Origin of the sequence: Pseudomonas oryzae, assembly GCF_900104805.1 — a bacterium.
In the GTDB taxonomy this organism is placed as follows: domain Bacteria; phylum Pseudomonadota; class Gammaproteobacteria; order Pseudomonadales; family Pseudomonadaceae; genus Geopseudomonas; species Geopseudomonas oryzae.
This window is the reverse complement of record NZ_LT629751.1, coordinates 1,675,036-1,687,154: the sequence shown is the minus strand read 5'-3', so window position 1 is coordinate 1,687,154 and position 12,119 is coordinate 1,675,036. Positions and strand designations below refer to the sequence as shown.

Here is a 12,119-nt window from a genome sequence, read left to right as displayed (position 1 = left end):
TCACGCCTCCACGGGGCTGTTGTGGGGGCTTTCGGTATTGTCGGCGTAGCGTTCGGCGATGGCGCGGAACACGTCCTGCAGTTCGAGGAAGGCATCGACCATGTCCGGGTCGAAGTGGCTGCCCTTGCCGGCACAGATGATCTTCACCGCCTCGTCGTGGCTCATTGCGGTCTTGTAGACACGGCTGCTGATCAGGGCGTCATAGACATCGGCCAGCGCCATCAGGCGGGCGGAGATCGGGATGTCGTCGCCGCCCAGCCCCTGGGGGTAGCCGGTGCCGTCCCACTTCTCGTGGTGGCTCTGGGCGATCTCGCGGGCGATGCGCAGGAAGGGCACTTCGCGGCCGGCCAGGCGCTCGGCGCGGGCGATGGCTTCGCCGCCCAGGCTGGCGTGGCTCTGCATGACATGGAACTCCTGCGCGTCGAGCCGGCCGGGCTTGAGCAGGATGCTGTCAGGGATGCCGATCTTGCCGATGTCGTGCATCGGCGCGGTCTTGAACAGCAGCTGGATGTTGGCGTCGCTCAGGAAACCGGCGAAGCGCGGGTGCTTCTGCAGGTGGCGAGCCAGAGCGCGCACGTAGTTCTGGGTGCGGCGGATGTGGTTGCCGGTTTCGTTGTCGCGGGTTTCGGCGAGGGAGGCCATCATCTCGATGGTGATGTCCTGCACTTCGAGCACTTCGCGCACGCGCTTCTGCACTTCGCGCTCGAGGAACTCGCTCTTGTTGCGCAGGAAGTCGGCCGAGGCCTTGAGCTTGAGTTGGGTCTGCACCCGGGCGAGCATGACCGGCGGGCTGATCGGCTTGGTGATGTAGTCGACCGCGCCGAGGTGCAGGCCGTGCTCCTCGTCGTCCACGCTGGTGCGCGCGGTCAGGAAGATCACCGGGATGTCGCACAGCTGCGCATCGGCCTTGAGGCGTTGGCAGACCTCGTAGCCGTCCATCTCCGGCATCATGATGTCGAGCAGGATCAGATCGGGCTGCTCCGCAGAGCCGGCGATGCGCAGGGCTGCCTCGCCGCTGTTGGCCACCTTGACCCGATAGTCGTTCCTGAGCAGGCTGCTGATCAGTACCAGGTTGTTCGGGTTGTCGTCGACGACCAGGATCGTCGGCTTGTTGGGGGTATCCATGGTCACACCGTGGGCGATCTGTCTGTGTTCAGGGGCTGCGTCATCAGCAGTTGTTTCAGCGCTGGCAGGGCCTTGTCGAATTCGAAGGTGCGAATCGCGCTTTCGAGGCGGTGATAGCCGTCGGGGAAGGCGTGTCTGAGCTGGGCGGCATTCTGGTTGAACCAGGTGGCTGCCTCGGCGTCATCCTCTTCGAGCAGCCGGGTCAGTTTTGCGCAGATGCGGGACAGCTGTCCGGCATCGATCTCGCTCACGCTTCGTGCGCACGGCGTCCCCAGATAGTTTGCCAGCTTGGCCAGCAGTGGGGTTAGTCGTCGCTCCAGGCGGCTGAGTGCCTGCGCGATCGCGGCGCTTTCGGCGTCGTCGCGCAATGCCTGCTCCAGCTCGCTGGCGTCGGCCATCACGGCGGCGGCGCCGATGCTGCCGGCAAGGCCCTTGAGGGTGTGCGCCAGGAGCTGCGCAGTGGCGTTGTCGCCGGCAGCCAGGGCCTGGCGGATCTTTTCGGGGGTGTCCCGCTCGCGCTCGACCAGGCCGCGCAACAGCTCCTGATAGAGGTGGCGGTCGCCCATGACCCGCCGCAGCCCCTCGTGGGTATCCAGACCCTCGATGTGTGGCAGCTCCATGGCGGCTGGTGTCGGCTCCGGCGCCGGAAGGTTGGCGGTGATGGTCGTCTGCGGCTGAAGCAGGCGGCGCAGGGTGGCGTAGAGTTCTTCCACCTTGATCGGCTTGGCGAGGAAGGCGTCCATGCCGGCCTCGTGGCTGCGCTGGCGGTCCTCGGGCATGGCGCTGGCGCTGATCGCCACTATGGGCATGCTGCCGCGTGGTCCCAGGGCGCGAATCTCCCGGGTCGCTCCGATGCCGTCGAGGACAGGCATCTGCATGTCCATCAGCACCAGGTCGAACTCCTCCTCGCGAACCATGTCGACGGCAATCCGGCCGTTGCCGGCCACTGTCGCCCGGATGCCGACGTGTTCCAGCAGTTTGCGCACCAGGCGCTGGTTGACCTCGTGATCCTCCACCAGCAGCACCCGATAGCCGGCCAGTTGCAGGTTGGGCAGGATCTGCGGCAGTTCGTGGCGAGCGATGGCCAGCGGTACGCTGAGCCAGAATGTGCTGCCCTGACCTGGTTGGCTTTCGACGCCGACGCTGCCGTCCATGAGGGCGGCGAGTTGCCTGGCGATGGCCAGACCCAGGCCGGTGCCACCGTACTGACGGGTAGTCGAGGAGTCGGCCTGGTAGAAGGTGTCGAATACGGCCTGCTGCTGGTCTTCGCCGAGGCCGATGCCGGTATCGCGGACGAAGGCGTTGAGTTCGATCCGGCCATCTGCGCAGGGTTTGCCGCGCAGGCTGATCTCGATCTCGCCAGTGGCGGTGAACTTGATGGCGTTGTCGACATATTGGGCGAGGATCTGCTCGATGCGCTGTGTATCGCCCAGCAGGCCGGGTGGCAGGTCGCCGGCCAGTGTGCAGGTCAGGCGCAGGCCCTTGGCCTTGGCCATGGGGGTGAAGCGACGGGCGATGCGATCGAGCAGGTCGTGCGGGCTGAAACTGGCGAGCTGCAGCTTCAGCTCGCCGCGCTCGATGCGCGACAGATCGAGAATGTCGTCCACCAGCGCCAGGAGGCGATCGCCAGCGCTCTGGATCTGGCGCAGCTGTTCGGCCTGCAGGCTGTCCTGACTGGCCTTGGCGGCCAGGTGGCTCATGCCGAGGATGGTGTTGAGCGGGGTGCGGATCTCATGGCTCATGTTGGCGAGGAAGTCCGACTTGGCTCGCTCGGCCTGCTCGGCCTGGGCGCGCGCCTCGCGCATGGCGGCCTCTTCCCGGCGGCGTTCGCTGACGTCGCGAATGATCACGCACAGACTGCTTGCTTCGTCGCCCTGGTCGGGAAGGCGGGCCAGCGTGGCCTCGATGGGGAACTTCGAGCCGTCCTTGCGCGCGCCGTTCAGCTGCAGGGACAGGTGGCCGGCCTTCATGCTCAGTGCCTGATCGCTCAGCTCGGCATAGGCAGCGCGTGAGTCGGGCGGGGCGAGTGCCAGCAGCGGTTGGCCGGTCAGCTCGCCGCAGTCGTAGCCGAACAGCTGCTCGGTCCTCGGGTTGGCCAGGCGAATCACCTGGTCGTGGTCGGCAATCAGGATGCCGTCGGGGGCCGACTCGATGATGCTGCGATACCAGGCTTCGCGCTGACGGATATGCTCCTTGGCGGCGCAGAGCTCTTCAGTTCGCCGGGCCAGCTGCGTCGCCTGCTCGCGGATCACCAGATCGGCCTTGCGCGACTCCTCGAGCGCCAGTGCCAGATCGGCTATTTCCGAGCCGGGGGCGCCCTCGTCGAAGCGTAGCCGCTCGCCTTCGCCCGCCAGCATGCGCTGGATCTTGCCGGTCATCGAGGTGATCGGCCGGATCAGGCGGCGGCGATAGAACAGCTGCAGGGCTGCCAGCACGCCCAACAGGTTCAGGGTCAGCAGCGTGACGGTGCCGATGTCGACCAGTTTGCCCAGAGTGTCCAAGCGGGTGATGCGTTCCTGCAGGCGTGCCTGGGTGAGTTGGCGCGCCTGGTCGATCAGGCTGGCGATGGTCTGCTTGGCCTGGCCGTACTCGTTGCTGTAGACCATGGCGAGGGCCTGTTCCCGCTCTCCCTTGGCCATGCGGGTGAAGGCCTGATACTCGATCGTCAACAAGTCGTCGGAGGCGCGTTTGGCTCTGTCGACCAGTTCCAGCTCCTCCCGCGATACGCTCAGCGTGCGCAGATGCGCGACGGCCTGTTCCCGTTCACGAAAGGTCTCCAGTTCGCTGTCGAACTGCCTGCGGAATGCCTCGTCGCCGGTGGCGGCGTAGGCGCGTACCGCGTCGGTCAGGAAGTCGCTGCCCCTGGCGAGACGCTGGGTGGTGTCCAGGGTCTCGCTCAGCAGGCTGGATGCCTGTTCCCGCTCCCAGGTCAGACTGGCGTGCAGCAGCGTCGAGCCCAGCGAGGCGAGCGCCAGGGTGGTGATCGCAAGGGTGATCAGCTTGCTGCTGGTGTTGATGCGCATGGCTGCGCCTCCGTGGTGAACGGTGTGTCTAGGTTCGCGAGGGTGCTCGCTGGCGCACGTTGGCAGGCGGAGGATTCGGTGTTTTTGACGTCGTTATTTTGTTTATTTTATGTGATGAAGTTCGCAGGATACAGCCTTGTGTGCGGTTTTACCCTGGTCAAAGGTGGGGTGGAGTCCAGATTGAAAGGCATCGGCGGCGTGCAGCGATTCATGCGGACGGACACTGGGTTCGCGGCCAGCAGCGGCTTGCGGCTGTCCTTTGATAGGCGCATTTGTTAAGGTCGCAGGCAAATATTTCTAGGCTTTTCATGGGGCCGATCTGGCGCTATCGAGGTATTGCGTGATCAACGTACTGGTTGTGGATGATCATGATCTGGTGCGCACCGGCATTCGCCGTATGCTGGCCGATGTTCCCGGCCTGAGCGTGGTGGGGGAGGCAGGGTCGGGCGAGGAAGCCCTGCTGCGCGTTCGCGAACTCAAGCCTGACCTGGTGCTTATGGATGTCAAGATGCCCGGCATCGGCGGCCTGGAGGCCACGCGCAAGATCAATCGCAGTCATCCTGCGGTCAAGGTGATCGCCGTCACCGCCTGTGACGAGGAGCCGTTTCCCTCGCGCCTGCTGCAGGCCGGTGCATCGGGGTATCTGACCAAGGGCGCGGCGCTCGAAGAGATGATCAAGGCGATCCGCCAGGTGTTCAACGGCCAGCGCTACATCAGTGCCGATATCGCCCAGCAACTGGCGCTCAAGTCGTTCCAGCCGCAGGGCGAGACTTCGCCTTTCGAGCAGCTTTCCGAGCGCGAGATGCAGATCGCGCTGATGATCGCCGAGTGCCAGAAGGTGCAGGCGATTTCCGACAAGCTGTGCCTGTCGCCGAAGACGGTCAACACCTACCGCTACCGCATCTTCGAGAAGCTCGAAATCACCAGCGATGTCGAGCTGGCCATGCTGGCCGTGCGCCATGGCATGGTCGATGTCGACAGCTGAGATGGCCGTCGAGTTCGACAGCAGCGGCTTCCTGGCTGCCTGCAGCACCCACCCCGGCGTCTACCGCATGTTCGACGCAGAAGGGCGGCTGCTCTACGTCGGCAAGGCCAATAGCCTGAAGAAGCGCCTGTCCAGCTACTTCCGCAAGAGCGGTCTGGCGCCGAAGACTGCGGCCCTGGTGGCGCGCATCGCGCAGATCGAGACCACCATCACCGCCAACGAGACCGAGGCGCTGCTGCTGGAGCAGACGCTGATCAAGGAGTGGCGGCCGCCGTACAACATCCTCCTGCGCGACGACAAGTCCTATCCCTACGTGTTCCTCTCCAGCGAGGACGAGTATCCGCGCCTCGGCATCCATCGCGGCGCGAAGAAGCAGAAGGGCCGCTACTTCGGCCCCTATCCCAGCGCCCTGGCGATTCGCGAGAGCCTCAACCTGCTGCAGAAGACCTTCCAGGTCCGCCAGTGCGAGGACAGCTATTTCAGAAACCGCACCCGGCCCTGCCTGCAGTACCAGATCAAGCGCTGCAAGGGCCCCTGCGTCGGCCTGGTCAGCACCGAGGAGTACGCCGAGGATGTGCGCCACTCCGCCATGTTTCTCGAGGGGCGCAGCAACCAGCTCGCCACCGAGCTGACCGCGGCCATGGAGAAGGCCGCGGGCGCACTGGACTTCGAGCGCGCCGCCGAACTGCGTGACCAGATTGCCCTGCTGCGCCGCGTTCAGGACCAGCAGAGCATGGAGGGCGGCACCGGCGACGTGGACGTGGTGGCAGCGGTGGTCAGTCCCGGCGGGGCCTGCGTCAACCTGATCAGTGTGCGTGGCGGGCGCGTGCTGGGTAGCAAGAACTTCTTCCCCCAGGTGGCCATCGAGGAGGAGGCGGCCGGCGTGCTGGCCGCCTTCCTCGCGCAGTACTACCTCGGTGGCAGCGAGCGCGATCTGCCGGACGAGCTGATCGTCAACTGTGTTCACGAGGACTTCCCTGCTTTGGCCGAGGCGATCGCCACGGTGCGCGGGCGTGAACTGGCGATCAGCCATCGCGTGCGCGGCACACGGGCGCGCTGGCAGCAGTTGGCGCTGACCAACGCCGAGCAGGCGCTGGCCGCTCGGCTGGCCAATCGGCAGCATGTGGCTGCGCGCATGGAGGCGCTGGGCGAGGCGTTGGGCATGGACGAGCCGCCGCAGCGCCTGGAGTGCTTCGACATCAGCCACTCCAGCGGCGAGGCGACTGTCGCATCCTGTGTGGTGTTCGGCCCGGAGGGGCCGCTGAAGTCCGACTATAGGCGCTTCAACATCGAGGGCGTCGGCGCTGGCGACGACTATGCGGCCATGCACCAGGCGCTGACCCGACGTTTCCGCCGGCTCAAGGAAGGCGAGGGCAAGATGCCCGACATCCTCCTGGTGGATGGCGGCAAGGGCCAGCTGAACATGGCGCGCGAGGTGTTGCAGGAACTGGCGGTGGTCGACCTGATCCTGCTCGGCGTGGCCAAGGGCGTGACGCGCAAGCCGGGCCTTGAGACTCTCTATCTCAACGATGCCGAGCATGAGTTCACCCTGCCGGGCAATTCTCCGGCTCTGCACCTGATCCAGCAGATCCGTGACGAGGCGCACCGCTTCGCGATCACCGGCCACCGCGCGCGGCGAGGCAAGGCACGCAGCACCTCGAGTCTTGAGGATGTGCCAGGCGTCGGCCCCAAGCGCCGTCGCGAACTTCTCAAGCATTTCGGCGGCCTGCAGGAGCTGACGCGGGCGAGCACCGAGGAAATCGCCAAGGCTCCGGGGATCAGCAAAAAGCTCGCGGAGTCGATTTATGCCGTTCTGCACAGTGAGTAGAATGGCGCAACTCTTTGAATCTCAAGGGTCCTGATGAATATCCCAAATCTGCTGACCATCCTGCGCGTGCTGCTCATCCCGGTGTTCATCGGGCTGTTCTACATGCCGTTCAGTTGGAGCTACTGGGCTGCCAGCGGCGTGTTCGCCCTGGCCAGCGTCACCGACTGGCTGGACGGCTACCTCGCGCGTCGCCTGGGGCAGAGCACTCCATTCGGCGCGTTCCTCGATCCGGTGGCCGACAAGCTGATGGTGGCCGTAGCCCTGGTGTTGCTCGTGGAGGAGCATGCCAATCTCTGGCTGACCCTGCCGGCGGCGATCATCATCGGCCGCGAGATCGTGGTTTCCGCGCTGCGCGAATGGATGGCCGAACTGGGTGCGCGCGCCCAGGTCGCGGTATCCAACCTGGGTAAATGGAAGACCACGGCGCAGATGGCATCGCTGATCATCCTGCTCGGCAATCCGCCGCGTCTGGATATGTGGGTGGGGTTGGGCTATTCGCTGCTGATCATTGCCGCCGTACTGACCCTGTGGTCCATGGTGCAATATCTGCGTGCTGCCTGGCCGCACCTCAGTAGTGGTGCAAACGGAAAATAACTTTTTTGAATCAAAGGGTTGACAGTGGTTCGGGTTGGTATAGAATGGCGCCCGTCACCACGACGCGGGAATAGCTCAGTTGGTAGAGCACGACCTTGCCAAGGTCGGGGTCGCGAGTTCGAGTCTCGTTTCCCGCTCCAAGTTTTACTGATGAATGTCGAAGTTTGATATTCATTTGAGGCCGGGTGGCAGAGTGGTCATGCAGCGGATTGCAAATCCGTGTACGCCGGTTCGATTCCGACCTCGGCCTCCACTATAAAAAGCCCTGTAGATCCTTGATCTACAGGGCTTTTTCTTTGCGGGATAGATTTCCGCAAACTTGCAGTAAGGGCGAGCGAATGTATATAGTCCGCCCCGTGTGCAAACAGGGCGCATCGGTGCTGCCGCCGGATGGCGAAGTCGTTGGACGCCGGAAGCCCGGAGTTTCCGAGTTTCAGTCACCGTAGCACCGACAGCCGGTCTGGGGGCACTCGCCGGGATGTATCGAGTGCCACTGATAAAGGCTGTAGCCTGTTATTTGCAAAAGCCCCGATGGTGAAATGGTAAACACCGTCGACTTAAAATCGACCGCCTTTTGGCTTGCCGGTTCGAGTCCGGCTCGGGGCACCATACATTCACGGACCGCGTCGCGGACCGTTCAGGCGGGCACTTCCCGCTCCGGCCGCCGTGTGTTGGCGGTGGCTCGTCTTCCCCGGGATGCTCGCCTCGCAAGGGGCTGCAGAGCCAGGGCTCCTTCCAGAATATTTGGTCCTGATCCGACAAAGATCACCTGCCGGCCTTATGACTGTCAGAGAGCAGGTTCCATGTTGCGAACTGCGACACCCCATATTTCAAGCCTTGGCTCGCATGTCGCTGGGCTCAAGCGGCCCTTGCCGTCTTGACCGGATGTCCGACTATCCGCAGATTCGTAGCGAGCATAGTCCGATTCAGACTGCCCATGCGGTCAGTGCGTCTGCAGGGGATGCACCACAGCAATGTGGCAGGTAAAAAAGAGCAGAAGGGCCATAGAATGACAAACAGAAGGCATTTCAGCGACGCCATGCAGGGGCAGAACCTCCGCTTCGTTGGCGAGCAGAAGGGCGAGGCGCTACGGCAGGCTCGGGTAGGCTTTCTTCTGCTCGAGCATTTCTCTTTGCCGGCGTTCACCCAGGCCCTGGATACCCTGGTCACCGCCAATCTGATCAGGGCGGAAGCCTTTTCGACGAAGACCTTCAGCCTGAACGGCGAGCCGGTCACCAGCGACCTGGGGCTGGTCATCTGTCCGAACGCGGCGCTCGCCAGCCGCGATCTGCAGGGCCTGGACCTGCTGGTGGTGTGTGGCGGATTGCGCACGCCGTTGCGCGCCGTGCCGGAGCTGACGCACCTGCTGCAGGTGGCGGATGGCCGCGGCGTCGCGCTGTCGGGACTGTGGAATGGCGCCTGGTTCCTCGGCCAGGCGGGTCTGCTCGATGGCTACCGCTGCGCCGTGCATCCGGAAAACCGGGTCGCGCTGGCCGAGATCGCCAAGGACAGCCAGGTCACCAGCGAGAGTTACATGGTCGACCGCAATCGCCTGACGGCGGCGAGTCCGACCGGGGCGTTCAACATGATCCTGGAGTGGATCAACAAGCTGCATGGGCGCGGCCTGGTCGATGCGGTGGTCGATATCCTGGCCTTCGAGGAGTCGCGCTATCGGCGTGCCCGTCCGGCGCTGCACGAGAAGATGAGCGAGCCCCTGCGTGAGACGCTCAATCTGATGAGCGCCAACATCGAGGAGCCGCTGAGCCAGGAGCAGCTGTCCAGCTATGTCGGCCGCTCCAAGCGGCAGCTCGAACGGCTATTCCGCGAGCAGCTCGGCACCACCCCGGTGCGCTACTACCTCGAGTTGCGCATTACCGAAAGTCGCCGTCTACTGCAGCATTCGGATCTGCCGATAGTCGATGTGGCGGTTGCCTGCGGCTTTGTTTCGCCCAGTCACTTCAGCAAGTGCTACAACTCGTTTTATGGATATCCGCCGTCAAAAGAGGTGCGTTACGGCTGCGTGAAGTCCACAAAACCACAGGTGGTGCATCAGAAATGAGGTCCTGAGTGTGCCGCGGGCGTATGGAGCCGACTCTGGGGCGCTGGTGGTGGACAACCTGGCCGCCGGTGGCGACCCGAATACCCACCGCGCCCAGCGAGTGCTGTGGCTGGGGATGATCGCGATCGTGACCATCAGCCTGTTCGTAGTCGGTGGCAACAAGGCGTTGCAGGGTATCCAAGCCGGTGCGGTGGCCATGGGCCTGCCGTTCATGGCGCTGATGCTGCTGATGATGATCGGCTTCCTCAAGGCCCTGTTCCAGGAAGCGCGCGACTGACGACCGTTGCCCGGTCAAGGGCAGGCTCTCGGTTTCACCACCGGTCGATGACGAAATCTTCACCAGCCCGGTCGTAATCTGCTCACCACTGAGAGCTTGCCCTTTGCCCCGCGATCGAGCGGGGCTTTTTGTTTCTGCGGCGATTGTTGCGCAATCGGCAAGGAACTCTCACCGCATCGGGCATGTTTCGCCAGGCGGTATCCCTGTACCTTTGCCGACCTGGCCTGCAGAGGCCTGCCGAGAGACTTCCAAGCCATTACCGGGCTGCCCTTAGGCCGGTAGTGGCTTTTTTATGCCCGCCATGCGCCCCTTGCGGTCGTCATCAGCGCTCGATGATCGACTTCACGCTTTCCTTGGGAATCTGTTGTTCGCGGCCATCGTCATCCTCGAATTTCAGCATGCCGCTGTCCTCGTCGTACTCCGGCTCCTCGACGGTGCTGATCACGCTGCCGTCGTTGGTGACGATCAGGTATTCATTGGCGCAGCCCGTCAGGACGATGGCGCACAAGGCTGCAAGCAGTAGCTCTTTCATCATTCAACCTCTCGCTTGTGTGGACGCCGCGAGTCATCTCCGGCGCTCTCCAATGATTCAGTCTGTGCTCAAGGCTGGCGGCGTCAAGCCGGGAGTCGGCGCAAGCTCTGGCTGCCGGGCAGGAAGCCCGCCGGCGCAAGTCGCGCTCCGCTCGCCGCAGGATGCGAAGTCGAAGATTTGACAGTGTTTTTCGTGCGGGCTAGACCTGTAACCGTATATGTCAAATTGTTGGTGTCTTCCGCTTGTTGCGTCCACTGTTCTGGATCTGGCGCGGGGAAGGGCGCCAGCGGGGCCGTGTGTCGCAACGGGTGCTTCGTTCATGGATGTCGATATGCGCATGGCGGGCTCTTTCTCCCTGCTCGGGGTCTTTCCGCATTGCGGCGGGATGGCCAGAGCCAGCACCACCGAACGCACTTCGTCCTCTGCCCGTATCTGCAGAGTATGCGTCGGCATGTTCGCGTCCGGAACCTCGGCTATACCTTCGTCAGGAGAACCGAGGTGTTCGCCGGGCAGGCAGAACGTCGTGATCACATCCGTTTTCCGGCAGGCCACTCATGCCGTGCACCCATGTGCCAAGCAGTTCAATTACCGGACTCATCGACTGATTAATCTGCCCAGGGGGGCAACTCCATGAAGCGTTCCAGCCATGCCGTTACCGGGTTGTTGTTGGCCGCCTTAGTGCTTGGCGGCTGCGCATCGAAAGTTACCCAGCCGGATGAGTACTCCGGGTTCCTGTCCAGCTACTCGCAGCTGCGGGAGGCCAAGTCGCCCACCGGCCAGCCGGTGATGCGCTGGATGGCTCCGGGCTTCAATCTCGACAGCTACAACCATCTGGTCGTGCAGTCGATCGACTTCTATCCGGCGCCGAGTCCATCCGAGCAGATCAACGCCCCGGCGCTGGAGCAACTGCGTGCCTATACCGCCCAGCAGGTGACCTCCGCCTTTTCCAAGCGCTTCGTTGTGCACGGGCCGGCCGACCTCGCTGCCCTGCAGGGCGAGCGTGTACTGATCCTGCGCTCGGCCATTACCGGTGTGGACACCAAGGCCGAAGGGCTCAAGCCCTATGAAATCATCCCGATCGCTCTGGTCACGGCCGCCGCCACGACCGCGTCCGGCGCGCGCGACCGCACCACCGAACTGTTCATCGAGGCCGAGTTGCTGGATGCCAGCACCGGCAAGCCGGTCATGCAGGTGGTGCGCAAGGGCTACGGCAAGGAGCTGGAGAACCGCGAGGAGCAGGTCACCCTGAATACCCTCAAGGGCGTGATCGACGGCATCGTGCGCGATATCGAGAGGTTCTAGGCGCGCCCGACGCACTCCGACATCCCGTCGGAGTGCGGGAGGCAGGAACGAGGTGCGCGAGGGCACGCACCACAGGCGGGTGAGGGGACGAAAAGGTCTGGAGTGGCGTGCTGGCCAAGTGCCAGCCGTCGGCCATACTGACTCTGGCACCGGCCAAGTGTGTTCGACAACCGCAAGTGGCATTCGATGCCGAGCCCGACATACGCGATCTGGCGCATGTTCATTCGATCAGGGGGGGGCTCTGGGGTCAGGGACAGCACCGGGCACTGACAACTTCTTCGCACCTGCGCTGCACCTGCCAGTGTCGTTGCCGTGCGATCGCATTCGTCCCGTTGCGCAAGAGATCACTGGAGTTGATTTGAAACTCGACTTGCACGCACATCAGGGCGGACTT

General features: G+C 63.7%; 9 protein-coding genes and 3 tRNA genes. 9 read left to right on the top strand and 3 right to left on the bottom strand.

Going from position 1 to position 12,119, the window contains the following annotated elements; translation table 11 throughout:
- Together BLT78_RS07555 and BLT78_RS07550 are read right to left on the bottom strand one after the other, a co-directional pair.
- Complete coding sequence (locus tag BLT78_RS07555) at positions 1-1,125, bottom strand: response regulator (RefSeq protein WP_090348387.1); 1,125 nt, start codon at positions 1,123-1,125, stop codon at positions 1-3.
- 2 nt (positions 1,126-1,127) lie between these two features.
- Positions 1,128-4,148 (bottom strand): PAS domain-containing hybrid sensor histidine kinase/response regulator, encoded by a 3,021-nt coding sequence (locus tag BLT78_RS07550; protein WP_090348386.1) that lies wholly within the window; start codon positions 4,146-4,148, stop codon positions 1,128-1,130.
- A 340-nt stretch (positions 4,149-4,488) separates the two neighbouring features.
- Here BLT78_RS07550 and gacA point away from each other — a divergent pair, with 340 nt between their 5' ends.
- The 8 genes from gacA to BLT78_RS07505 all read left to right on the top strand — a co-directional run bounded on the left by gacA (position 4,489) and on the right by BLT78_RS07505 (position 9,891).
- Positions 4,489-5,133 carry a response regulator transcription factor GacA gene (gene gacA, locus BLT78_RS07540; RefSeq protein ID WP_090348384.1) on the top strand — a complete coding sequence of 215 codons (645 nt, stop codon included), beginning with the start codon at positions 4,489-4,491 and terminating at the stop codon, positions 5,131-5,133.
- A gap of 1 nt (position 5,134) precedes the next feature.
- The gene (gene uvrC / locus BLT78_RS07535) at positions 5,135-6,961 is read left to right on the top strand and encodes an excinuclease ABC subunit UvrC (RefSeq protein ID WP_090348383.1); all 1,827 of its coding nucleotides are present in this window, start codon (positions 5,135-5,137) and stop codon (positions 6,959-6,961) included.
- A gap of 33 nt (positions 6,962-6,994) precedes the next feature.
- Positions 6,995-7,555 (top strand): CDP-diacylglycerol--glycerol-3-phosphate 3-phosphatidyltransferase, encoded by a 561-nt coding sequence (gene pgsA / locus BLT78_RS07530; RefSeq protein ID WP_090348382.1) that lies wholly within the window; start codon positions 6,995-6,997, stop codon positions 7,553-7,555.
- A 64-nt stretch (positions 7,556-7,619) separates the two neighbouring features.
- Positions 7,620-7,695: transfer RNA gene (locus tag BLT78_RS07525), tRNA-Gly, on the top strand.
- 39 nt (positions 7,696-7,734) lie between these two features.
- Positions 7,735-7,808 (top strand) — tRNA-Cys (locus tag BLT78_RS07520).
- A 272-nt stretch (positions 7,809-8,080) separates the two neighbouring features.
- Positions 8,081-8,164: transfer RNA gene (locus BLT78_RS07515), tRNA-Leu, on the top strand.
- Positions 8,165-8,564: 400 nt separating this feature from the next.
- Entirely contained in the window at positions 8,565-9,614 is a 1,050-nt protein-coding gene (locus BLT78_RS07510; RefSeq protein ID WP_090348381.1) for a GlxA family transcriptional regulator, read from the top strand.
- A 10-nt stretch (positions 9,615-9,624) separates the two neighbouring features.
- The gene (locus BLT78_RS07505; RefSeq protein ID WP_269458073.1) at positions 9,625-9,891 is read left to right on the top strand and encodes a BCCT family transporter; all 267 of its coding nucleotides are present in this window, start codon (positions 9,625-9,627) and stop codon (positions 9,889-9,891) included.
- Positions 9,892-10,213: 322 nt separating this feature from the next.
- Here the strand turns inward: BLT78_RS07505 and BLT78_RS07500 are convergent, their stop codons facing one another.
- Positions 10,214-10,426, bottom strand: coding sequence for a YgdI/YgdR family lipoprotein (locus BLT78_RS07500; RefSeq protein WP_231975749.1), 213 nt, complete (start codon positions 10,424-10,426; stop codon positions 10,214-10,216).
- Positions 10,427-11,053: 627 nt separating this feature from the next.
- On the opposite strand from BLT78_RS07500, the gene BLT78_RS07495 reads away from it, so the two are divergent.
- Positions 11,054-11,725, top strand: coding sequence for a DUF3313 domain-containing protein (locus BLT78_RS07495; protein ID WP_090348379.1), 672 nt, complete (start codon positions 11,054-11,056; stop codon positions 11,723-11,725).
- Positions 11,726-12,119 lie beyond the last annotated feature (394 nt).

Coding starts and splice junctions, on each gene's coding strand:
- pgsA (WP_090348382.1), top strand. CDS start 6,995: ATGAATATCCCAAATCTGCTGACCATCCTGCGCGTGCTGCTCATCCCG.
- BLT78_RS07500 (WP_231975749.1), bottom strand. CDS start 10,426: ATGATGAAAGAGCTACTGCTTGCAGCCTTGTGCGCCATCGTCCTGACG.
- BLT78_RS07510 (WP_090348381.1), top strand. CDS start 8,565: ATGACAAACAGAAGGCATTTCAGCGACGCCATGCAGGGGCAGAACCTC.
- BLT78_RS07550 (WP_090348386.1), bottom strand. CDS start 4,148: ATGCGCATCAACACCAGCAGCAAGCTGATCACCCTTGCGATCACCACC.
- BLT78_RS07495 (WP_090348379.1), top strand. CDS start 11,054: ATGAAGCGTTCCAGCCATGCCGTTACCGGGTTGTTGTTGGCCGCCTTA.
- BLT78_RS07555 (WP_090348387.1), bottom strand. CDS start 1,125: ATGGATACCCCCAACAAGCCGACGATCCTGGTCGTCGACGACAACCCG.
- uvrC (WP_090348383.1), top strand. CDS start 5,135: ATGGCCGTCGAGTTCGACAGCAGCGGCTTCCTGGCTGCCTGCAGCACC.